Origin of the sequence: Bacillus sp. CR71, from assembly GCF_003429245.1 — a bacterium.
Classification (GTDB): Bacteria; Bacillota; Bacilli; order Bacillales; family Bacillaceae_G; genus Bacillus_A; species Bacillus_A thuringiensis_S.
Genome location: NZ_CP031748.1, coordinates 5846833 through 5870662, shown reverse-complemented (window position 1 = coordinate 5870662; position 23830 = coordinate 5846833). Strand labels below are relative to the sequence as shown.

Below are 23830 nucleotides of genomic sequence, written 5' to 3'. Positions count from 1 at the left end.
CTTTATGCCTGAACTTGGAAAGTTCCGCTTCCTGGAATTTCAATAACATCATTCGCATATAGTTTGCGACCTCTTCTATTTTCAAGTTCGTTGTTCACGTACACTTCATATTCTTGTAAAAACCATTTTACAGCGCCACCTGTATCAATTACATCAGCTAACTTTAAAAATTGTCCTAGTGTAATATACTCTGTTGAAATTTTAATATGTTTCATAAAATCGCTCACTTTCTGAAAGTGTTCATTCTTTCATTGTACTAAATAAACTAACATTAGGAAAGTAATACCCAAAAATCAAATAAGGGCCACTAGCATCTTTAAACTAGCAACCCTTATTCCTTACCTAGTAAGTACGAACCGGTAAAATTAATTGAATAATTGAATCATCATTTACTGTACGAATTAAGAACGGTCTCATCGCCCCAGTAAAGCTAACTTTAATCTCTGTACTATCTAGAGCTTTCAATGCATCCATCATATATTTTGCACTAAAAGATATTTTTAACTCTTCTCCATCTACTTTTTCACATTGTACTTCTTCGACAACTTTTCCAATTTCTGGTGAATTCGAGGAAATCTCTAGCATTTCTTGCTCTAAAGTTGATAATTTGACAACGTTATTGCGGCCATCTCTCGCTAATAGTGAAGCACGATCAATTGCTTGTAGGAATTCTTTTGTATTTACAAAAATATCCGTTTTACTCTCTGCTGGAATTAAACGTGTCGTATCTGGATAATTTCCTTCTAACAATCTTGAGAAGAATAATAAATGCTTTGTACGGAATAATACTTGATACTCAGTTATTACAATATCTACCATCTCTTCAGACTCATCCAGAATTTTACTTAATTCGTTTAAGCTCTTACCTGGAATAACAACATTAGCTTGAAATTCATCTGCAATATTATGTCCTTCGATTTTCGCTTTTCGAAGTGCCAGTCTATGACTATCTGTTGCAATACAAGTTAACTCGCTGTTATATACCTTCCAGTTTACACCTGTCAAGATTGGTCTTGTTTCAGAAGTAGAAACTGCAAATACAGTTTGTCTAATCATATGCTTAAGTAAATCTGTTGGTATCTTAAATACATGATGTTCTTCAATCTGTGGTAATAACGGATATTCTGCAGAATCTAAACCATTTAAGTTAAACTCTGATTTTCCAGATTTTATTTTTGTCATAAAATGATTTTCCACAGAAATTTCGACAGTATCCTTAGGTAGTTTTTTTACAATCTCACTAAAATATTTTGCTTGTAAAACAATGCTTCCTGATTGAGCTATTTCTACGATTTCTTTTCCATCTTCTTCGACTGGAATAAACGATTCAATAGAAATATCAGCATCGCTTCCTGTTAATGTAACCCCTTCTTCAGTAGCTACAACTTTAATTCCCGTAAGGATGGGGATTGTTGTACGAGAAGAAACTGCCTTCATTACATCTTGTACACCTCTTACAAGATAGTCTTTTTGTATTGTAAAACGCATAAAGAAAAACCTCCGGTAAGTATAAGATTTTATTTAATTAATAAAGATAAAAAATAGTAGTAATAGTAATAGGGCTTGTGGATATGTGGATAACCCCTTTGAAGGATGTAAAAACAGTCTATCTACATGTGGATAGACTGTGCGTAAAACAAGGTAAGTTATTCACACTATTCAGCTACTACTTTAAAATACCATTAATTTCTTCAACTTGCTTTTGTAATTGCGTATCGGTTTTTAGTAGTTTAGAAATTTTTTCATGGGCATGGATAACTGTTGTATGATCACGTCCACCAAATTCTTCACCTATTTTTGGTAAAGAGGAATCCGTAAGTTCGCGTGATAAATACATTGCAATTTGGCGAGGAAACGCAACTGATTTTGTACGTTTTTTCGCTTTAAAATCTTCTAATTTTACTTGATAAACGTCTCCGACAGCTTTTTGAATATCATAAATAGAGATAATTTTCGGCTTAGAATTTGGAATAATATCTTTAAGTGCTTCAGCTGCTAAATCAGCATTAATATCTTTATTAATTAAAGATGAATAAGCTACAACTCGGATAAGTGCACCTTCTAATTCGCGAATATTTGAATCAATTTGATTTGCGATATAAAGCATAACTTCATTTGGTATATCAAGCCCTTCAGCTTTTGCTTTTTTGCGTAAAATTGCAATTCGTGTCTCTAAATCTGGCGGCGTAATATCTGTAATAAGTCCCCATTCAAAGCGAGAACGAAGACGATCTTCTAAAGTTGGAATTTCTTTTGGTGGTCGATCACTAGAAATTACAATTTGTTTACTTTCTTCGTGTAATGCATTAAATGTATGGAAAAACTCTTCTTGAGTTTGTTCTTTTCCAGCAAGAAATTGAATATCATCTATCAATAAAACATCTACATTGCGATATTTATTACGAAAATCAACAGCTTTATTATCACGAATAGAGTTAATAAATTCATTCGTGAATTTTTCTGATGATAAATATACAACTTTTGCATTTGGATTATGTTCAATTACATAATGGCCAATCGCGTGCATTAAATGCGTCTTTCCAAGCCCAACTCCCCCGTAAATAAAGAGTGGATTATACGCTTTAGCTGGCGCCTCGGCTACAGCTAATGAAGCTGCATGGGCAAAACGGTTACCAGAGCCGATAACAAATGTATCAAATGTATATTTTGGATTTAACATGCTCTGTGGTAAATGAGCTGAATCATCTTGTGCTGGATTCCGCTTAACTGGAGGAAGATCAATGTCCTCTTCCGCTTGACTTTGGGGAATAATAAAGCGAATTGCTAATTTTGCCCCTGTTAAATCGTATAGTGTTTCTGAAATTAGTTCTGAGTAATGAGATTCTAGCCAGTCACGAGCAAATTCATTTGGAGCTGTAATCGTTAATACGTCTTTCTTCAAGTTATGAGCCGTTGTTGATTTTAACCATGTCTCATAACTAGGCTTGCTTACCTTTTTTTCTAATTCTTTTAAGGCACTATTCCATAAATCAGAGATATTTTCCAAAGGTGTCCCTCCTTTACTAAGATGGTAAAAGAATAAGGCTGCGCAACAAATGTACAACCTAATAAATATAAAATGTATATTTATACGAAACGTATTTTAAAACCTAAAAACGTCGTTTGTATATGAGATAGGGTTTTCGACAAAAAAACCAAATGTGGACAACTGTTTACCCACATGTGATTAAAACTGTCCACATGTTATACACAAATTGTGGATAAGATAAAGATGTGGAAAACTTATTCAAAGTGAAAACACAACTATAATATCAAAAAAAAGTGGCTATAGCAATGAATTTAAGAAAGTTATCCACAAAATCAATACCTTGTGGAATAAACTTGTCCACAACACGATATACTGTGTAAAAGTGGGAAAAAAGTTTGTGGATATAAAAAACGTGAAAAAACATTTATCCACAAGGAAATATAGATGCTGTGAAAAAGTATGTGAATAGGTTCAAAATGAATATTTAATGAAAATTTCTAGAACCATTGACATTTTCCTAGTTGATTAACTATAATTTATAGGACTGTCTTTAACAGATATTCCTCAGGGAGGTGTCATATAATGAAAAGAACTTACCAACCAAATAAACGTAAGCGCAGCAAAGTACATGGTTTCCGCAGCCGTATGAGCACAGCGAACGGACGTAAAGTGCTAGCAGCTCGTCGTCGTAAAGGAAGAAAAGTATTATCTGCGTAGACCACTGATCGTTCAGTGGTCTTTTTTTCTAATAATAGTGAATTTCCGCTGATGAAATACAGGAGTGTCAATTGATATGAAGAAAAAACATCGTATAAAGAAGAATGATGAATTCCAGGCGGTTTTTCAAAAAGGAAAATCAAATGCGAATCGTCAGTTTGTTGTATACCAATTAGATAAAGAAGAACAGCCAAACTTTCGCATCGGCCTTTCTGTTAGCAAGAAAATAGGAAATGCAGTAGTTCGTAATCGAATTAAGCGCATGGTCCGTCAAGCTATTACAGAGTTAAAAGATGAGATAGATTCTGGAAAAGATTTTGTTATAATAGCAAGGAAGCCTTGTGCAGAGATGACATATGAAGAAGTAAAGAAAAGCTTAATTCATGTCTTTAAACGCTCTGGTATGAAAAGAATAAAAAAGTAGCGTAAGGAAATGAATTACACTATATACATACCGATACAAGGAGGAGTAGGCTTTGAAAAAGAAATTAGGTTTACTAGCCATGGTCGTTGCATTAATGGCGATTGCCACCGGTTGTAGTGAAACGGGTCAGCCGATTACATCGAAAAGTACTGGGATTTGGAATGAATATTTCGTATATCCGCTTTCTCAGTTAATCACGTATTTTGCCGACTTATTTAACAGTAATTACGGTTTAGCAATTGTTATTACAACTCTTATCATTCGTTTTGCATTATTACCATTAATGATTAAACAAACAAAGAGTACAAAAGCAATGCAAGCGTTACAACCAGAAATGGTGAAGTTAAAAGAGAAATATAGTTCTAAAGATCAAGCAACACAGCAAAAACTACAACAAGAAATGATGCAGTTATATCAAAAGAATGGTGTAAATCCATTGGCAGGATGTTTACCGATATTTGTTCAGATGCCTATTTTATTCGCGTTTTATCATGCGATTATGAGAACAACAGCAATTAGTGAACATACATTTTTATGGTTTGATTTAGGACAGGCAGATCCGTTCTATATCTTACCGGTTGTTGCAGCAATTACGACATTTATTCAGCAAAAGCTTGCAATGGCAGGAACAGCTGGTCAAAATCCGCAAATGGCAATGATGCTTTGGCTTATGCCGATTATGATTTTAATCTTTGCAATTAACTTCCCAGCTGCATTATCACTTTACTGGGTTGTTGGTAATATCTTTGGTATTGCTCAAATGTACTTTATCAAAGGGCCAGAGATTAAGGCTAGCAAAGCTGGAGGCTCAAGCAAGTGAGTATAATTACTGCTAAAGGACAAACAGTCGAGCTGGCAGTAGAGGATGCTTTAAGGCAATTAAATACATCAAAAGATCGAGTAGATATAAATATTGTCGATGAGGGTAAAAGAGGATTCTTAGGTTTATTTGGGAATCGTCCTGCAGTAGTAGAAGTTGTATTGAAGAAAGATCCAATTCAGGAATGTGAAGAATATTTAAGAAATGTTATTCACAATATGGGTGTGGAAGTTGAAATTAGTAAAGTTGTAAAAGGACGCGAGATCGAATTTACAATTTCTGGTGATGATGTAGGAGTTTTAATTGGAAAAAGAGGTAATACACTAAACTCTTTACAGTATTTAACAAAACTTGTTGCGAATCGTAACACGAAGCAGTATATAGGTATTACACTAGATGCTGAAAATTATCGTAGTAAAAGAAAAAGTACGCTAGAATCACTTTCTTATCGATTAGCGAAACAAGTATCTAATACGAAAAAAAGAGTTATTTTAGAACCGATGCCATCTTTTGAACGAAAAATTATTCATCAGGCATTATCAAATCATCAAGGTATCAAAACAACTTCTGAAGGAAATGAACCACATCGGCATGTTGTAATATCTCCTAAATGACCGGTTGCTCAAATGAGTGCCGGTTTTTTTGAGCGAAAAATAGATGTGGATAACTAAAAAACACTAAACTTATCCACTGTGAATAAGTTTAGTGTTTTTTACATGGGGATATAATAAAATGAGTTATTCTTCTTTTGTAGATAGGTTCGTTATGGTATCCTAATAATTTAGTGAAAGAAATAATCATGTTGAAATAGAGATAAATAAGCAAGTGAGGTGAAAGGACATGGAATTTGATACAATTGCTGCGATTTCCACAGCGCTTGGAGAGGGTGCAATTGCCATTGTTCGAGTAAGTGGGGATGATGCGGTTGAGAAAGTTGACCGTATTTTTAAAGGGAAGGATTTAACAGAGGTTCCTTCTCACACTATTCATTATGGTCATATCGTTGATTTAGATACAAATCAAGTTATTGAAGAAGTTATGGTGTCTATTATGCGCGCACCAAGGACTTTTACACGTGAAAATATAGTGGAAATTAACTGTCATGGCGGACTTGTTTCAGTAAATAAAGTATTGCAACTTATTCTAGCGCAAGGAGTACGATTGGCAGAACCGGGCGAATTTACAAAACGTGCTTTTTTAAATGGACGTATCGATTTATCACAAGCAGAAGCTGTTATGGATTTGATTCGAGCAAAAACAGATCGTGCGATGAATGTAGCAATTAATCAAATGGAAGGGCGATTATCTAAATTAATTGGTCGCCTACGTCAAGAAATATTAGAAACATTAGCTCATGTTGAGGTAAATATAGATTATCCAGAATACGATGATGTAGAAGAGATGACACATAATATTTTAATTGAGAAAGCGACGCATGTTCGTTCGGAAATCGAAAAAATATTAGAAACATCAAAACAAGGGAAAATTTTACGTGAAGGTATTGCTACAGCAATTATCGGTAGACCTAATGTTGGGAAATCATCGTTATTAAATAGTCTTGTTCAGGAGAAAAAAGCAATTGTAACTGATATTGCAGGAACAACTCGTGATGTTATTGAAGAGTACGTTAATGTGCGTGGTGTACCTCTTAAACTTATAGATACAGCCGGTATTCGTGAGACAGAAGATGTTGTTGAACGAATTGGTGTGGAGCGATCAAAAGAAATGATGAGCCAAGCAGATTTAGTATTAGTTGTTGTCAACTATAGCGAGGCTTTAACAAATGAGGATGAAGATCTATTCCATGCGGTACAAGGAAAAGACTTTATTGTTATTGTGAATAAGACTGATTTACCGCAAGCGATTGATATGGAACGTGTTACAGAGTTAGCTGCGGGAAATCGTGTTATTACAACATCCTTAATTGAGGAACAAGGAATAGATGAACTCGAAAAGGCAATAGCTGATTTATTCTTTGAAGGAACAATCGATTCTGCAGATATGACATATGTTTCTAATGCGAGACATATTGGATTATTAACACAAGCGGGACAAACAATCGGTGATGCAATTGAGGCAATAGAAAATGGTGTACCAATTGATATGGTGCAAATTGATTTAACAAGAACGTGGGAAATACTTGGTGAAATTACTGGTGACACAGTCCATGAAAGCCTAATTGACCAGTTGTTCTCTCAATTTTGTTTAGGAAAATAATATAGTGATGTTTTAGAAAGATAGAGATTATTAGGAGGAATAAACAATGGGATACAATGCCGGTTCATACGATGTCATAGTAATCGGTGCAGGTCATGCAGGATGTGAAGCTGGTCTTGCGGCAGCACGAATGGGCTCAAAAACATTAATGTTAACAATTAACTTAGATATGGTAGCTTTCATGCCATGTAACCCTTCTGTTGGTGGACCAGCAAAAGGGATTGTTGTTCGTGAAATTGATGCATTAGGCGGAGAAATGGGACGTAATATTGATAAAACTCATATTCAAATGCGTATGCTAAATACAGGTAAGGGGCCAGCTGTACGTGCACTTCGAGCGCAAGCTGATAAATTCTCTTACCAACATGAATTGAAGAAAACAATTGAAGAAACACCAAACTTAACGTTATTCCAAGGAATGGTAGAGCGTTTAATCGTTGAAGATGGTATGTGTAAAGGGGTAGTTACACAAGCTGGTGCAGAATATACAGCAAAAACCGTTGTAATTACGACTGGGACATTTTTACGTGGCGAGATTATCATGGGCGACTTAAAATATTCAAGCGGTCCAAATAATCAGCAACCGTCTATTACATTATCTGAGCATTTAGAGGAACTTGGGTTTGATCTTGTTAGATTTAAAACAGGGACACCTCCGCGTGTAAACAGTAATACAATTGACTACAGTAAAACAGAAATTCAACCGGGTGATGATAAGCCACGTTCGTTCTCTTTTGAAACAACGAAATTTATTATGGATCAAATTCCATGTTGGTTGACATATACAAGTACAGAAACACACCGTTTAATAGATGAAAATTTACATCGTTCAGCTATGTATTCTGGTATGATTAAAGGAACAGGCCCTAGATACTGTCCTTCTATTGAAGACAAAGTAGTAAGATTTAATGATAAACCACGTCATCAAATTTTCTTAGAGCCAGAAGGGCGTAATACACAAGAAGTATATGTGCAAGGTTTATCCACAAGCCTACCAGAAGATGTACAACGTGACATGCTTAGAACAATTCCAGGCCTAGAAAATGTTGAAATGATGCGCACAGGTTATGCAATTGAATATGATGCAATTGTGCCAACACAACTATGGCCAACACTTGAAACGAAAAAGATTAAAAATTTATATACAGCAGGACAAATTAATGGAACTTCTGGTTACGAAGAGGCGGCAGGACAAGGGCTTATGGCTGGGATTAATGCAGCATGCCGTTCTTTAGGTAAAAAAGAAGTTGTTTTAGGTCGTGAGGATGCTTATATTGGTGTCTTAATTGATGATCTTGTTACGAAAGGTACAAATGAACCATATCGTTTATTAACATCTCGTGCAGAATACCGTCTATTATTACGCCATGATAATGCTGATCTTCGTTTAACTGAAGTTGGTCGTGAAATTGGATTAATTAAAGAAGAGCGCTATGAGCGATTTACAAATAAAAAACTACAAATTGAACAGGAAAAGGAACGTTTAAGCAGCATTATTATTAAACCACGTCCTGAGGTTCAAGAATTAATTCGCAATATTGGCGGAAGTGAATTGAAAGATGGAATACGTGCGAGTGACTTATTACGTCGTCCAGAGATGACATATGAGCATATTCATCTTTTAGTACCAAGTGAAGTAGAATTAAGTGATGAAGTTACAGAACAAGTTGAAATTCAGATTAAGTACGAAGGATACATTGAAAAATCTTTACAGCAAGTAGAGCGTATGAAGAAAATGGAGAGTAAAAAAATACCTGTAGATATTGATTATGATGCGATTTCTAGCCTTGCCTCAGAAGCTAGACAGAAATTGAAAGATGTTCGTCCACTTTCAATGGGGCAGGCTTCACGTATTTCTGGCGTAAATCCAGCGGATATTTCCATTTTACTTGTTTATATAGAACAAGGAAAAATTGCGCGCGTATCGAACCAATAAATAGTAAGGAGATATTGCTAGATGAACATAGAACAATTTCAATCTATGCTAGAAGAGAAGGGGATCACCCTCTCTTCTAGACAGTTAGAGCAGTTCAAAATCTACTTTGAAACATTAGTAGAGTGGAATGAGAAAATGAACTTAACGGCTATTACAGAAAAAGAAGAAGTATACTTAAAACACTTTTTTGATTCTATTACAGCTGCTTTTTATTATGATTTTTCAAAACCGTTCTCAATTTGTGATGTTGGTGCAGGGGCTGGATTCCCAAGTATTCCTTTAAAAATCTGTTTCCCGCACTTAAAAGTAACAATTGTAGATTCATTGCAAAAACGTATTAATTTCTTAAATCACTTAGCACAAAAGTTAGAATTAAGTGATGTTGCATTTTGTCATGATCGTGCTGAAACATTTGGGAAAAAAGAAGGTGTACGTGAATCATACGATATTGTAATGGCACGTGCAGTTGCACGTCTTTCTGTATTAAGTGAGCTATGTTTACCACTTGTAAAAGTTGGAGGAACATTCATTGCAATGAAAGGTGCAGCAGCAAATGAAGAAATCGAAAATGGTAAGTATGCTTTAGAGGTGCTAGGCGGAGAGTTAAAAGAGATGTCTACGTTCCAATTACCGTTTGAAGAGAGTGAACGTAATATTTTATTAATCGAGAAAAAGCGCAAGACACCAAAGAAATATCCACGCAAACCGGGAACGCCCAATAAATTACCTATTGAAAAATAAATCTTATTAGACGTAAGATTAAATTATATAAATGAAAACGTAAATGTTTCATAGGAAACATTTTATGGAGAATAGTCAATAGGCCTAAAAGGTGGTGGAATATGTATGAAAAATACGTTTTCTCGTTTATTTGGCTTTGGAGATAAAGAGAGCGAATTCGAATTACAAGACGAAAGCCATGAAGAAATAGATAAAAAGGTATATGAAGAAATACAAGAAATTCCGATAGTAAATATTACCCCTAACCGTTATCAACCAAGAACAGTTTTTGATGATGCACGTATTGATGAGCTAGCATTAACGATTCGTACACATGGACTTATTCAACCGATTGTTGTAAGGCAATATGAGGATGATAAGTACGAGATTATCGCTGGAGAAAGACGCTTTCGTGCGGCAACAAAGTTAGGTTGGGAAAAGGTTCCTGCAATTATAAAGAACTTAAATGATACAGAGACAGCTTCTGTAGCTTTAATTGAAAACTTGCAACGTGAGGAACTAACGGCAATCGAGGAAGCTGTGGCATATCAAAAGCTGATTGAGTTACATAATTTAACACAAGAAGCATTGGCACAACGACTTGGAAAAGGACAATCTACAATCGCAAATAAGTTGCGATTGTTAAAGTTGCCTGAAGAAATAAAAAGTGCATTATTAGAAAAAAGCATTACAGAACGTCACGCCCGCGCTCTCATTCCTTTAAAAAATGAGGAATTACAACTGAAGGTTTTACAGGAAATTGTGGAGAAACAACTGAATGTAAAGCAAACAGAAGAACGAATTGCGAAGTTACTAGAGGAAGCAAAACCGAAGCGTAAGGCAAAGCAAAAAGCAGTAAGTCGAGATACGAGGATTGCTATGAATACAATTAGACAATCTTTACAAATGGTTACTGAAAGTGGTTTGAATGTTAATTCTGAGGAAGAAGAATTTGATGAGTACTATCAAATTACAATTAAAATTCCAAAGAAAAAATAATAACGACGTGTTAGAGACCTTATCCTATTGGAGAGGTCTCTTTTACTATATTTTCTTGTTAAATGAAGAAGGAGTTTAGAAATAAATTTTGAAGTTTAATAAAGGACGTAAAAGAAAAAGTTTTATTTCATGTTACAATAAACGTAATTGTTATTAGAATAAGATAGAAAGGTTGAAAGTAGGTGACATCATGGGAAAAATCATTGCTATTGCTAATCAAAAAGGCGGTGTTGGAAAAACCACAACATCTGTTAATTTAGGGGCTGGATTGGCGCAAGTAGGTAAAAAAGTCCTTCTTGTAGATATTGATGCTCAAGGAAATGCAACGACTGGTGTGGGAATTGAAAAATCTGAATTAGATCAATGTATTTACAACGTTCTTGTGGAAGATGCAGATGTTCAAGGGGTTATACAGAAAACCGCAACGGAAAACTTAGATGTTCTACCCGCTACAATTCAATTGGCTGGTGCTGAAATTGAATTGGTACCGACTATTTCCCGGGAAGTACGTTTACAAAGAGCATTACAGCCAGTTCGTGATGAATATGATTATATTATTATCGACTGTCCCCCATCTTTAGGGTTATTAACAATTAATGCATTAACAGCAGCAGATTCTGTTATTATTCCTGTACAGTGTGAATATTACGCACTAGAAGGGTTAAGTCAGCTATTAAATACAGTTCGACTTGTACAAAAACATTTAAATAAAAATTTAGCAATTCAAGGTGTATTGTTAACGATGTTGGATGCCCGTACAAATTTAGGGATCCAAGTTATAGATGAAGTGAAAAAGTATTTTAGGGATAAAGTATATCGCTCGATTATTCCGCGTAATGTACGCTTGAGTGAGGCTCCAAGTCATGGGAAACCTATTATGCAGTATGACGCTAAATCAAGAGGAGCAGAAGTATATATAGATTTAGCAGAGGAAGTGATTGCAGGTGGCTAAGGGATTAGGAAGAGGAATTAATGTGTTTTTTCCTGATTTAGATGTGAAAGAAGAGGAAACAATTCAGGAGATTCTTGTAACTGAATTAAGGCCAAATCCATATCAACCGCGTAAACACTTTAATAAAGAGGCTATTCAGGAATTAGCAATTTCGATTAAGGAACACGGTATTCTACAACCATTAATTGCTAGGAAGAGTATTAAAGGATATGAAATCGTTGCAGGTGAAAGACGATTTCGTGCTGCAAAAGAGGCTGGTTTAGAAAAGGTACCTGCGGTTGTAAGACAATTAACTGAACAGCAAATGATGGAATTTGCTTTGTTAGAAAACTTACAACGAGAAGATTTAAATCCTATGGAAGAGGCAATGGCATACCAGATGTTAATGAATGAGCTAAATGTAACGCAAGAACAATTAGCGAAACGTCTTGGCAAAAGCAGACCTTACATTGCAAATTATACTCGGTTATTAAGCCTCCCTTCGTTCGTCCAAGATATGATTGCAAATGGTCAACTTTCAATGGCTCATGGGAGAACTTTACTTACGATAAAAGATGAAGAACAATTGAAGTCCTTATTGAAACGCATTGAAAAAGAAGGATTAAATGTTCGTCAATTAGAGAAAATCGTCCAAGAGATTAATCAACACGTTTCACGTGAAACAAAAAAAGTGAAAAAAGAGCGAAATATATTTTTCGTAGAACGTGAAACGTTCTTAAGAGAAAAGTTTGGCACAGATGTGAAAATTAAAGAGACGAAAAAAGAAAAAGGTAAAATCGAAATTGAATTTTTTAATAAAGAAGATTTGAATCGTATTTTAGAACTATTATCACAAAAAAAATAAAGAGCAAACCATCTTATTATTTATAGATGGTTTGCTTTTTTTAGTGCGGATAATTTTTGATCCGTCTCTTTTATACTTTGTGCGATTACATCGGCCATTTTCATAACTAAACTTAATCTTGTATTTTGAAGAACGAAAAACTCCATAAACCCATTTAGATTGACGATACCGTGTATATGCAGATCACCAACTGCAGGTAATTTCTTATTCATAGCAGCTCCAGGCTTACTAGGGCCCTTTCCAGTAGTGATTGACCCGATATTTTGAGACTTTCCTAAACATGCATCAACAGCAATTATAAATGCAGCAGGATATTCTTTCTGTATATTTTGAATTTTTTCTTCTAAATTTAGCGCATGTACTGGCTCATCTAGTGTACCGAATACTTGGAGGTTTTTGATGTCTATTTGTTCAAGTTTTGTACCAACTAACGGGCCGAGTGCGTCACCTGTAGAACGATCTGTTCCGATACAAACGAGAATGAGTGGTATATTAGTTTTAATAGGAATGTGGGTAAGTAAGAAATTACTGATTATCTCAGAGGCTTCTAGATCCTGGTGCATAACGTTTTGAGTTTCTTTCTCAAAAAATGGTAAGCGAAAACTTCCAATATTCATGAAGCACCCATCCTTTTAATAAATTTTCAATATATGTTATATGGTGAGAAAAATGGAAATCTATAAGTGCGTAATTTTTGCAAAATGTGAATGAAAACGGAAATAATAGTACTAGTATATATATATTCGTTCCATTTTATACCTGAATGGCGGGGGTAAAATAGGATTAAAATCATAAAATTTTTTCAGCAATTAGAGGACTTCTGATACAATAATAAGGATAACTAAAAAGAAATTTTAGCTAGAGAGGTAGAGGTACATGGATTTATTAACGAAGTGGTTTAATTCTACGAAACAGTATTTATTAGATGCTGATCGTTGGGCTCATATTGGAGTTGCGACATTAAAAATATGTATTATTTTAATAATCGGTGCAGTTGTTGTGCGAATTGCAAGAGCGGTTGTACGAAATGCGTTTCGTATGGGGAGTCGTTCTCCAATTCAAATTTCAGAACGTCGTACAGTTACAGTAGCGAAATTACTTGAAAATATTGTAGCGTACGTTGTTATGTTTATTATGCTGATTGCGATTTTAGGTGTGTTTAATATTAATGCATCAGGTTTATTAGCGGGTGCCGGGGTAATTGGTTTAGCAGTCGGATTTGGTGCTCAAAGTTTAGTGAAGGACGTTATTACAGGTTTATTTATTTTGCTAGAAGATCAGTTTTCAGTTGGCGATTATGTTAAAATCGGTCAATTTGAAGGAGTCGTTTTAGAAATTGGACTTCGTACAACGAAAGTAAAGAGTTGGACAGGTGAAATTCATACTTTACCAAACGGAAGTATTATTCAAGTTACTAACTACTCAGTTAGTAATAGTGTAGCATTTGTTGATGTATCTATTTCATATGAGGCTGATATTGCGAAAGCAGAGCAGGTTATTGAAGATTTATTAGTAGAGTTACCTTCAAAGTACGAAAAAATGGTAACAACACCTCAATTATTAGGTGTGCAAACGTTAGCTGCATCAGAAGTTATATTACGCGTTATTGCTGAAGTAGAGCCGATGCAACATGCAGTTATTGCAAGGGCACTTCGTAAAGAGATTAAAAATCGTCTTGATTTACATGGAATTGAAATTCCATATCCACGTATGGTTTTATATAATCGTGAAGAATTGGTTAGTGGAAAAGCAATTTAGTATGGAGAGGAGGAGTTTGAAGAGTGGAGCAAAAGGAATATAACTTGTACGATGTTGTGGAAATGAAGAAAGCACATCCATGTGGCGAGAATCGTTGGAAAATTATTCGTATGGGAATGGATATCCGCATTAAGTGCGAGGGATGTGACCATTCAGTAATGATTACTCGAAGAGAGTTTGATCGTAAGGTGAAAAAAATACTTGTGAAGCACGAAGAATAGAGAGAGAGTAACAGTTACAGTAGGTAACTGTTACTTTTTTTCGTTTGGCGGAAACTTGTCATTTTTTTCGTTACTATCTATAATGATGAAAGATTGAGACATAGGAGTGAAAAATATGGGATTAACGGCTGGGATTGTTGGATTACCTAACGTAGGGAAGTCCACTTTATTTAATGCAATTACACAAGCAGGAGCAGAATCTGCGAACTATCCATTCTGTACAATTGATCCAAACGTAGGGATTGTAGAAGTACCAGATGAGCGTTTAAATAAATTAACGGAATTAGTAGAACCGAAAAAGACTGTTCCGACTGTATTTGAGTTTACTGATATTGCAGGTATCGTAAAAGGTGCTAGTAAAGGTGAAGGTTTAGGAAATAAATTCTTATCTCACATTCGTCAAGTAGATGCAATTTGCCAAGTTGTTCGTTGTTTTGAAGACGAAAATATTACGCACGTTTCAGGGAAAGTAGATCCAATTGATGATATCGAAACAATCAACTTAGAGCTAATTTTAGCGGACTTAGAGTCTGTTGATAAGCGTATCGAGCGTGTTGCGAAATTAGCAAGACAAAAAGATAAAGAAGCTGTATATGAGCATGAAATTTTAGTTCGTTTAAAAGAGGCTTTTGAAGAGGGGAAACCGGCTCGTACTGTTGAATTTACAGAAGAGCAGATGAAGATTGTTAAAGGCCTTCATTTACTTACAACAAAAGAAATGTTATACGTAGCGAACGTAAGTGAAGACGATATTATCGATCCTTCGGAAAATAAATACGTACAAATGGTAAAAGAATTTGCAGAAAATGAAAATTCTCAAGTAATCGTTGTATGTGCAAAAATCGAATCAGAAATCGCTGAATTAGACGAGGAAGAGAAAAAAGTATTCCTTGAAGAACTAGGTATTGAAGAGTCTGGTTTAGATCAATTAATTCGTGCAGCATATGACCTATTAGGACTTGCTACTTACTTTACAGCTGGCGTTCAAGAAGTACGTGCTTGGACATTTAAACAAGGTATGAAGGCACCACAATGTGCTGGTGTTATTCATACAGACTTTGAGCGTGGATTTATTCGTGCAGAAACAGTTTCTTACGATGACTTAATGACAAACGGTTCTATGACAGCTGCAAAAGAAGCTGGAAAAGTACGTTTAGAAGGAAAAGAGTATATCGTAAAAGATGGAGATGTTATGCACTTCCGTTTTAACGTTTAATTTAATATTTCCTAGGAAAAATAAAGATATGAGCTTGGCGAATATATTATATGTTTGCCAAGTTTTTTATGTATTGGTGAGTTGATTCATATAACTTACTATGATATAATCTAAACTCGTGAGTAATTACTATAAATTAATTGCTCCTTGCCCATTATGGGCCGTTTAGACCAAAAGGAGGTGAAAGTGTAATGAGAAAGTACGAAATTATGTACATCATTCGTCCTGGCGTTGAAGAAGAAGCTCAAAAAGCTTTAGTTGAACGTTTTGCAGGTGTTTTAACAAACAATGGTGCAGAAATCATTAACACGAAAGAGTGGGGTAAGCGTCGTTTAGCTTACGAAATCAACGACTTACGTGAAGGTTTCTACATGATCTTAAACGTGAACTCTAACGCAGAAGCGATTAACGAATTCGACCGTTTAGCTAAGATCAACGAAGATATCCTTCGTCATATCGTTGTTAAAGAAGAAGAAAAATAATTGATATATAAGGGAGAGTGGTTCGATTGATGAATCGTGTTATCCTCGTTGGTCGTTTAACTAAGGACCCTGACTTACGTTACACGCCCAATGGTGTTGCAGTAGCTACTTTTACGTTAGCTGTGAATCGCGCATTTGCGAATCAACAAGGTGAGCGTGAAGCTGACTTTATTAATTGTGTAATATGGCGTAAACAAGCAGAAAACGTAGCAAATTATTTGAAAAAAGGAAGCTTAGCAGGCGTAGATGGACGTCTTCAAACTCGTAATTACGATGGACAAGACGGTAAACGTGTGTATGTAACAGAAGTTCTTGCGGAAAGCGTACAATTTTTAGAGCCGCGTAATGGCGGTGGGGAGCAACGTGGTTCATTCAATCAGCAACCATCAGGAGCTGGTTTCGGTAACCAAAGCTCTAACCCATTTGGTCAATCTAGTAATTCAGGTAACCAAGGTAATCAAGGGAACTCTGGATTTACGAAGAATGACGATCCATTTTCAAATGTAGGTCAACCGATCGACATTTCCGACGACGATTTACCGTTCTAATACAGTAAATTTGTTAGTTTTAACAAAGAATGGAGGGAAATAGACATGGCAGGACGCAAAGGTGGACGTGCGAAACGTCGTAAGGTGTGTTTCTTCACAGCTAACGGCATCACTCGCATTGACTATAAAGATGTTGATTTATTAAAACGTTTCGTTTCTGAGCGTGGTAAAATTTTACCTCGTCGTGTAACAGGGACAAGCGCAAAATACCAACGCAAACTTACAGTTGCAATTAAACGTGCTCGTCAAATGGCACTTTTACCATATGTTGGTGAATAATAGCGTATGAAATGCACAGTAGAGTCGGACTCTACTGTGCATTTTGCTATGCTTTTCTTTTTGAAAGAGAGGTTAAAATGTGAAACAAACAAAGTTTATTACAGAAGGTGCAGCGTTATTAGCTATATATGCAATTTTATTGCTTATATCTATGTATGTTCCGATTTTGGGTACTGTTGTAACTTTTGCTTTGCCGTTACCATTTATACTATTAACGATAAGACATAAACTATCTAATGTGCTCATGATTTTTGTAGCATCACTTTTTGTTACTATTATTGTGAGTCAACCTATGAATTTAGTGAAGACAATTATGTTTGGATTGATAGGGATTGTTTTAGGATATATGTATAAAACAAGAAAAAAGTCAGTAGAAATCTTAATAGCGGGGACGCTTGCATACTTAATTGGTTTTGTACTTATTTATGTTGCGAGTATAAAGTTTTTCAACATAGATATAATGAAGCAAATGCAAAGTATGTTTAGTGAAAGTATGGTGCAAAGTGAAAAGATAGTAAGTGCTACAGGTATGCCGATTAGTAAGGAACAAAAAGAGTTACTTACACAAATGAATGATATATTACAATCGTTATTTCCAAGTATACTTGTTCTAGTTTCAGTATGTTTTTCTTGGATTACAGTGATAATATCAGGTAGTGTTTTGAAAAAGTTAAAACATGACATTATACCTTGGCCTAAATTTAAAGATATACAATTACCAAAGAGTATTGTTTGGTATTACGTTATATTTATTTTGTTAGCAACTTTTATAAAAGTAGAACCAACATCATATTTACATATGGTATTTTCTAACCTAAATGTCATATTTACACTATTGCTTGTACTGCAAGGTCTGACATTTATCGCCTTTTTAGCGTATAGAAAAGGTTTTACTAAAGGGATTCCTATTATTAGTTTTATTGCATGCATGTTTATTCCGATGCTGTTTCCTCTTGTGACAATCTTAGGTATAATTGACTTAGGGATTTCATTGCGTTCTAAAATAGGGGGATAAAACAATATTCCTTATACTATTTTAATCTGTTTAACTAACTGGAAGGTGAGTTAGTTTTACTTTATAGGAGTTGTATACATGCCTGAATTTGATAAGAAACAGTGGTTTTTATATCCTGTTTATGTATTGGCATTTTTTGTGTTTGTGCTCATTTCAATTCTCTGTTATTTTCATTTAATTATGGGAATAGCTGCTTTTGTCATTTTTTGTATCGTATTTTTTATCGTTATACGATTTGAACTTAATTTTCAAAGGAATTTCGAAAAGCATACGACAGATATGATTACAAGAGTAAAGAAAGTAAGTAATGAAGCATTTAACCAAATGCCGATTGGTATTTTGTTATACAATAAGGATTATGGGATTGATTGGGCAAATCCTTATTTATCTTCATGTCTGGGACAGCATGCATTAGCTGGATGGCACCTTTACGATGTATCAGAAACATTACTTCTTTTCATTAAAGGAGAAACTTCTGATGATATAGTCTCTTTAAATAATCGAAAGTTTCGCGTTTTTGTAAGGAAAGAAGAAAAGTTAATTTATTTCTTTGATGTAACGGAACAAACAGAAATCGAAAAGATGTATGAGGATCAACGTACTGTTTTAGCTGTAATTTATTTGGATAATTATGATGAAGTTACACAAGGATTAGATGATCAATTACGTACGAATATAACAAGTCTTGTGACATCGCGACTAAATGAATGGGCACTTAAGTATGGTGCGTATTTAAAACGTGCATCTTCAGAAAGATTCTTCGTTGTGCTAAATGAAAGTATTCTGACGCAAATGGAGAAAGGGAAATTTAGTATTTTAGATCAGGTGCGTGAAGAAACATCTAAAAGGAATATACCACTTACATTAAGTGTAGGTGTCGGATCAGGTGATTTACCTTTGTCAGAGCTTGGGGCAATGGCTCAATCTGGTTTAGACCTTGCGCTTGGACGCGGGGGAGATCAAGTAGCTATTAAACAAGCGACAGGTAAAGTTAAGTTCTATGGAGGCAAGACAAATCCGGTTGAAAAGCGTACCCGTGTACGTGCTAGGGTCATTTCGCATGCGTTAAAGGATTTAGTATTAGAAAGTAGTAATGTCATTATCATGGGGCATAGGGCTCCTGATATGGACGCAATTGGTGCTGCGATTGGTATTTTAAAAGTGGCTCAATTAAACGAGCGTAAAGGATATATTGTATTAGATGAAAATGATTCTGATAAGGGAATTAAACGCTTGATGGACAAAGTGAAACAAAATGAGGAATTATGGTCTCACTTTATTACTCCAGAGCAAGCGATGGAATTTGCGAATGATGAGTCATTACTTGTTGTTGTTGATACACATAAACCTTCTATGGTGATGGAACAAAAATTGTTACATAAAATTGAAAATGTAGTAGTTATCGATCATCATCGCCGTGGAGAAGATTTTATTGAAGATCCATTGCTAGTTTATATGGAACCATATGCTTCTTCAACGGCAGAACTGGTTACAGAATTACTTGAGTATCAACCGAAAAATTTAAAGATGACAATGTTAGAAGCAACGGCATTGTTAGCGGGGATTATTGTCGACACGAAAAGTTTCACATTCCGGACGGGGGCTCGTACGTTTGATGCTGCTTCCTATTTACGCTCACATGGTGCAGATACTGTACTTGTACAAGAACTTTTAAAGGAAGATATGGATCAGTATTTACGGGTTGCAAAAGCTATAAAAAATGCGTACATTTATAAAAATGGAATTGCGATTGCTAAAGTTGATAGTGATGATTACTACGATCAAGTGCTTATTGCGCAATCAGCTGACACGTTATTAACAATGACAGGAATTATTGCATCATTTGTTGTTGCGAAACGTGGCGAGAATCTCATTGGAATTAGCAGCAGGTCTTTAGGTGAAGTGAATGTGCAGCTAATTATGGAAAACTTAGGTGGTGGCGGGCATTTGACGAATGCAGCCACACAAATGAAAAATGTTACAGTAGATGAAGCCGAGGAGAAGCTTCGATTTGTTATTGATGACTATTTACAGGGAGGCACACAATCATGAAAGTAATTTTTCTAAAAGACGTAAAAGGTAAAGGTAAAAAAGGAGAAGTAAAAAACGTACCAGATGGCTATGCAAATAACTTCTTACTAAAACAGGGATTGGCTGCTGAAGCAACAAATAGCAGTATGAAAACTTTAGAAGCTCAAAAGCGTAAAGAAGAAAAAGATGCAGCAGCAGAAGTTGAGAATGCAAAAGAGCTGAAAGAAACATTAGAGAAATTAACTGTAGAAGTAAAAGCGAAATCTGGAGAAGGTGGCCGTTTATTCGGTTCTATTACGAGCAAACAAATCGTAGATGCGATGCAAAAATCACATAAAATTAAACTTGATAAACGTAAATTTGAAATGGATGATGCAATCCGTGCATTAGGCTACACAAATGTAACAGTGAAATTGCATCCGCAAGTAACAGCGACAGTAAAAGTTCATGTTAGTGAACAATAAAAATAAATTAAGCAAGGAGGATTGCGTATGAGTGATGTACTTGCTGATCGTACCCCTCCGCATAATATAGAAGCCGAGCAGGCGGTTTTAGGGGCCATATTAATTGATCAAGATGCGTTAACATCAGCATCAGAGTTATTGGTACCTGACTCATTCTATCGAACGAAACATCAAAAGATTTTTGAGGTAATGCTTGGGTTATCTGACAAAGGAGAACCTATCGATTTAGTAATAATGACATCAGCGATGGCTGATCAAGGATTACTAGAAGAAGTTGGTGGAGTGTCTTATCTAGCAGAGTTAGCAGAAGTTGTTCCAACAGCTGCTAACGTTGAATATTATGCACGTATCATCGCTGAAAAGGCACTTTTACGTCGTTTAATTCGAACAGCGACTCATATTGTGTCGGATGGATACGAGAGAGAAGATGACGTAGACGGCCTTTTAAATGAGGCCGAGAAAAAAATATTAGAAGTATCCCATCAAACGAATGCAAAAGCATTTCAAAATATTAAAGATGTTCTTGTAGATGCTTATGATAAAATTGAACTTTTGCATAATCAAAAAGGTGAAGTTACTGGGATACCAACTGGATTTACTGAATTAGATAAGATGACGGCAGGTTTCCAGCGAAATGATTTAATCATCGTAGCAGCACGTCCGTCAGTAGGGAAAACTGCATTTTCATTAAATATTGCACAAAACGTAGCGACGAAAACGGATGAAAATGTAGCGATTTTTAGTTTGGAGATGGGCTCCGATCAGCTTGTTATGCGTATGCTTTGTGCAGAAGGAAATATCGATGCGCAAAGACTTCGTACCGGGTCATTAACTTCTGATGATTGGGCGAAATTAACAATGGCGATGGGTAGTCTTTCAAATGCCGGTATATATATTGATGATACACCAGGAATTAAGGTAAATGAGATTCGAGCGAAATGTCGTAGACTAAAGCAAGAACAAGGTCTTGGTATGGTTTTAATTGACTACTTACAGCTTATTCAAGGAAGTGGGAAATCAGGTGAGAACCGTCAGCAGGAGGTATCTGAGATTTCTCGTACTTTAAAAGGGATTGCGCGTGAATTGCAAGTGCCTGTTATTGCCTTATCACAGTTATCTCGTGGTGTAGAATCTCGTCAGGATAAACGCCCGATGATGTCTGATATTCGTGAATCTGGTAGTATTGAGCAGGATGCTGATATTGTAGCTTTCCTATATCGTGAAGATTACTATGACCGTGAAACGGAAAATAAAAATACGATTGAAATTATCATTGCAAAACAACGTAATGGTCCGGTAGGTTCAGTAGAGCTTGCGTTTGTTAAAGAATTTAATAAATTCGTTAATTTAGAACGACGCTTTGAGGATGGGGCATAAAGGCAGTATAAAAAAGAAACACATTTCTTATAATAAGATGTGTTTCTTTTTTTATGGGATAAAGATAAGGCTTTCATAAGGTGAAAATATAATTCTTACGAACGAAAATGATTTTTAATAAAAAAATGTTCGCTTTTTGGTTGACTTCTTTTTCGGTTTTGGTACAATTATATTGTTTGAATAGATCGTTTGAAAATTGCGGAGGTGCTTTAATAATGTCTTCAGTAGTAGTTGTAGGAACACAATGGGGCGACGAAGGAAAAGGTAAAATCACTGATTTTCTTTCTGAGCATGCGGAAGTAGTTGCAAGATATCAAGGTGGAAATAACGCGGGACATACAATTGTTTTCGGCGGAGTTAAATATAAGTTACACTTAATTCCATCTGGTATTTTCTATAAAGAGAAAATTTGTGTAATCGGAAATGGCTTAGTAGTAGATCCGAAAGCATTACTTGAAGAGTTAAAATACTTACACGACCGTGGTGTAAGTACTGATAATTTACGTGTAAGTAACCGTGCACACGTTATTTTACCTTATCACTTAAAACAAGATGAGTTAGAAGAGGCTAGTAAAGGTGATAACAAAATCGGTACAACGAAAAAAGGTATCGGTCCTGCATATATGGATAAAGCTGCTCGTATTGGTATCCGTATGGCTGATCTTTTAGACCGTGAAGCATTTAAAGAGAAGCTTGAGCGCAATTTAGTAGAGAAAAATCGTTTGTTTGAAAAAATGTACGATACAGAAGGTTTCAGCGTAGAGGAAATCTTTGAAGAGTACTTCGAATATGGACAACAAATCGCACAATATGTATGCGACACATCTGTTGTATTAAATGATGCACTAGATAACAATCACCGTGTATTATTTGAAGGTGCACAAGGTGTTATGCTTGATATTGACCACGGTACGTACCCGTTCGTTACATCTTCTAACCCGATTGCGGGTGGTGTAACAGTTGGAACTGGAGTTGGCCCTGCGAAAGTTACTCGCGTTGTAGGTGTATGTAAAGCATATACAAGCCGTGTTGGTGACGGTCCATTCCCTACTGAACTTAATGATGAAATTGGTCATCAAATTCGTGAAGTTGGTCGTGAGTACGGAACAACAACTGGTCGTCCGCGCCGCGTAGGTTGGTTCGATAGCGTTGTTGTAAGACATGCGCGTCGTGTTAGTGGTTTAACGGATCTATCATTAAATTCTATCGACGTTCTAACAGATATTCCAACTCTTAAAATTTGTGTTGCTTACAAATACAATGGCGAAGTTATCGATGAAGTTCCAGCAAACTTAAACATTTTAGCGAAATGTGAGCCTGTATATGAAGAGCTTCCAGGTTGGACAGAAGATATTACTGGTGTAAAATCATTAGACGAGCTTCCTGAAAATGCAAGAAAATACGTAGAACGTGTTTCTGAGTTAACAGGAATTCAATTATCTATGTTCTCAGTTGGACCAGATCGTAACCAAACGAATATTGTTCGTAATGTATACGAAGCTTAATTGATATTTTTAGAAAAAACTCATGTCCGCATGAGTTTTTTCTTATCTTTTATAAAAAAATGAAAAAAAGTATTGCGAAGAATACAGAATACATGTTATGATACATCTTGTCGTCACGAAAATATGACGTTGGTGAGTATGAGCCATTAGCTCAGTTGGTAGAGCATCTGACTTTTAATCAGAGGGTCGAAGGTTCGAATCCTTCATGGCTCACCATTTTATTTTTCGTGGCCCGTTGGTCAAGTGGTTAAGACACCGCCCTTTCACGGCGGTAACACGGGTTCGAATCCCGTACGGGTCATGTTTTTTTTATGCT

General features: G+C 35.6%; 25 protein-coding genes and 2 tRNA genes. 23 read left to right on the top strand and 4 right to left on the bottom strand.

What is annotated here, in order from left to right; genetic code table 11:
- Positions 1–2: 2 nt before the first annotated feature.
- The 3 genes from yaaA to dnaA form a co-directional block, all read right to left on the bottom strand.
- The gene (gene yaaA, locus DOS87_RS29680; RefSeq protein WP_000680510.1) at positions 3–215 is read right to left on the bottom strand and encodes a S4 domain-containing protein YaaA; all 213 of its coding nucleotides are present in this window, start codon (positions 213–215) and stop codon (positions 3–5) included.
- Between the two features lie 127 nt (positions 216–342).
- Positions 343–1488, bottom strand: coding sequence for a DNA polymerase III subunit beta (gene dnaN / locus DOS87_RS29675; RefSeq protein ID WP_001212884.1), 1146 nt, complete (start codon positions 1486–1488; stop codon positions 343–345).
- 178 nt (positions 1489–1666) lie between these two features.
- Complete coding sequence (gene dnaA, locus DOS87_RS29670; protein WP_000428018.1) at positions 1667–3007, bottom strand: chromosomal replication initiator protein DnaA; 1341 nt, start codon at positions 3005–3007, stop codon at positions 1667–1669.
- Positions 3008–3571: 564 nt separating this feature from the next.
- On the opposite strand from dnaA, the gene rpmH reads away from it, so the two are divergent.
- The 10 genes from rpmH (at position 3572) to spo0J (ending at position 12618) form a co-directional block, all read left to right on the top strand.
- Positions 3572–3706, top strand: a complete 135-nt coding sequence (gene rpmH, locus DOS87_RS29665; protein WP_000831901.1) for a 50S ribosomal protein L34 — start codon at positions 3572–3574, stop codon at positions 3704–3706.
- A gap of 76 nt (positions 3707–3782) precedes the next feature.
- Positions 3783–4130 carry a ribonuclease P protein component gene (gene rnpA, locus DOS87_RS29660; RefSeq protein WP_000726621.1) on the top strand — a complete coding sequence of 116 codons (348 nt, stop codon included), beginning with the start codon at positions 3783–3785 and terminating at the stop codon, positions 4128–4130.
- 52 nt (positions 4131–4182) lie between these two features.
- Complete coding sequence (gene spoIIIJ, locus DOS87_RS29655) at positions 4183–4950, top strand: YidC family membrane integrase SpoIIIJ (RefSeq protein WP_000727741.1); 768 nt, start codon at positions 4183–4185, stop codon at positions 4948–4950.
- Entirely contained in the window at positions 4947–5564 is a 618-nt protein-coding gene (jag, locus tag DOS87_RS29650; RefSeq protein ID WP_000022797.1) for an RNA-binding cell elongation regulator Jag/EloR, read from the top strand. The genes spoIIIJ and jag overlap by 4 nt, the downstream gene beginning before the upstream one ends.
- Before the next feature lie 226 nt (positions 5565–5790).
- Positions 5791–7167 (top strand): tRNA uridine-5-carboxymethylaminomethyl(34) synthesis GTPase MnmE, encoded by a 1377-nt coding sequence (mnmE, locus tag DOS87_RS29645; RefSeq protein WP_000393760.1) that lies wholly within the window; start codon positions 5791–5793, stop codon positions 7165–7167.
- A gap of 46 nt (positions 7168–7213) precedes the next feature.
- A complete protein-coding gene (mnmG, locus tag DOS87_RS29640) occupies positions 7214–9103 on the top strand; it encodes a tRNA uridine-5-carboxymethylaminomethyl(34) synthesis enzyme MnmG (RefSeq protein ID WP_000541045.1) in 1890 nt (629 codons plus the stop codon).
- Between the two features lie 21 nt (positions 9104–9124).
- Positions 9125–9844 carry a 16S rRNA (guanine(527)-N(7))-methyltransferase RsmG gene (gene rsmG / locus DOS87_RS29635; protein ID WP_001019628.1) on the top strand — a complete coding sequence of 240 codons (720 nt, stop codon included), beginning with the start codon at positions 9125–9127 and terminating at the stop codon, positions 9842–9844.
- A 105-nt stretch (positions 9845–9949) separates the two neighbouring features.
- Positions 9950–10822 carry a nucleoid occlusion protein gene (gene noc, locus DOS87_RS29630; RefSeq protein ID WP_000799016.1) on the top strand — a complete coding sequence of 291 codons (873 nt, stop codon included), beginning with the start codon at positions 9950–9952 and terminating at the stop codon, positions 10820–10822.
- 190 nt (positions 10823–11012) lie between these two features.
- Positions 11013–11774, top strand: coding sequence for a sporulation initiation inhibitor protein Soj (gene soj / locus DOS87_RS29625; RefSeq protein WP_000516114.1), 762 nt, complete (start codon positions 11013–11015; stop codon positions 11772–11774).
- Positions 11767–12618: a stage 0 sporulation protein Spo0J gene (spo0J, locus tag DOS87_RS29620; protein WP_001051833.1), complete on the top strand. Its 852-nt coding sequence runs from the start codon at positions 11767–11769 to the stop codon at positions 12616–12618. Before soj ends, spo0J begins: the two co-directional genes overlap by 8 nt.
- A gap of 20 nt (positions 12619–12638) precedes the next feature.
- On the opposite strand, the gene yyaC is transcribed toward spo0J, so the two are convergent.
- Positions 12639–13235, bottom strand: coding sequence for a spore protease YyaC (yyaC, locus tag DOS87_RS29615; RefSeq protein WP_001020711.1), 597 nt, complete (start codon positions 13233–13235; stop codon positions 12639–12641).
- Between the two features lie 259 nt (positions 13236–13494).
- Between yyaC and DOS87_RS29610 the strand changes: the two genes are divergently transcribed.
- From DOS87_RS29610 to DOS87_RS29550, 13 genes are all read left to right on the top strand, one after another.
- Complete coding sequence (locus DOS87_RS29610) at positions 13495–14376, top strand: mechanosensitive ion channel family protein (RefSeq protein WP_098577932.1); 882 nt, start codon at positions 13495–13497, stop codon at positions 14374–14376.
- Positions 14377–14399: 23 nt separating this feature from the next.
- The gene (locus DOS87_RS29605) at positions 14400–14597 is read left to right on the top strand and encodes a DUF951 domain-containing protein (RefSeq protein ID WP_000435486.1); all 198 of its coding nucleotides are present in this window, start codon (positions 14400–14402) and stop codon (positions 14595–14597) included.
- A 115-nt stretch (positions 14598–14712) separates the two neighbouring features.
- On the top strand, positions 14713–15813 hold the full coding sequence (gene ychF / locus DOS87_RS29600; protein ID WP_000524658.1) for a redox-regulated ATPase YchF: 1101 nt from the start codon (positions 14713–14715) through the stop codon (positions 15811–15813).
- Positions 15814–16004: 191 nt separating this feature from the next.
- The gene (gene rpsF / locus DOS87_RS29595) at positions 16005–16295 is read left to right on the top strand and encodes a 30S ribosomal protein S6 (RefSeq protein ID WP_001233781.1); all 291 of its coding nucleotides are present in this window, start codon (positions 16005–16007) and stop codon (positions 16293–16295) included.
- A 26-nt stretch (positions 16296–16321) separates the two neighbouring features.
- Complete coding sequence (gene ssb, locus DOS87_RS29590; RefSeq protein ID WP_000981963.1) at positions 16322–16843, top strand: single-stranded DNA-binding protein; 522 nt, start codon at positions 16322–16324, stop codon at positions 16841–16843.
- A gap of 45 nt (positions 16844–16888) precedes the next feature.
- Positions 16889–17122, top strand: a complete 234-nt coding sequence (gene rpsR / locus DOS87_RS29585; protein WP_000918873.1) for a 30S ribosomal protein S18 — start codon at positions 16889–16891, stop codon at positions 17120–17122.
- A 79-nt stretch (positions 17123–17201) separates the two neighbouring features.
- Positions 17202–18137, top strand: coding sequence for a YybS family protein (locus DOS87_RS29580; RefSeq protein ID WP_000814842.1), 936 nt, complete (start codon positions 17202–17204; stop codon positions 18135–18137).
- Between the two features lie 78 nt (positions 18138–18215).
- Positions 18216–20189, top strand: a complete 1974-nt coding sequence (locus tag DOS87_RS29575) for a DHH family phosphoesterase (protein ID WP_001113785.1) — start codon at positions 18216–18218, stop codon at positions 20187–20189.
- Positions 20186–20632, top strand: a complete 447-nt coding sequence (rplI, locus tag DOS87_RS29570; RefSeq protein ID WP_000864237.1) for a 50S ribosomal protein L9 — start codon at positions 20186–20188, stop codon at positions 20630–20632. Before DOS87_RS29575 ends, rplI begins: the two co-directional genes overlap by 4 nt.
- A 27-nt stretch (positions 20633–20659) precedes the next feature.
- A complete protein-coding gene (dnaB, locus tag DOS87_RS29565) occupies positions 20660–22009 on the top strand; it encodes a replicative DNA helicase (protein WP_001286147.1) in 1350 nt (449 codons plus the stop codon).
- 215 nt (positions 22010–22224) lie between these two features.
- Positions 22225–23514 carry an adenylosuccinate synthase gene (locus DOS87_RS29560; RefSeq protein WP_000100230.1) on the top strand — a complete coding sequence of 430 codons (1290 nt, stop codon included), beginning with the start codon at positions 22225–22227 and terminating at the stop codon, positions 23512–23514.
- A gap of 140 nt (positions 23515–23654) precedes the next feature.
- Positions 23655–23730: transfer RNA gene (locus DOS87_RS29555), tRNA-Lys, on the top strand.
- Positions 23731–23743: 13 nt separating this feature from the next.
- Positions 23744–23815, top strand: a tRNA-Glu gene (locus DOS87_RS29550).
- Positions 23816–23830 lie beyond the last annotated feature (15 nt).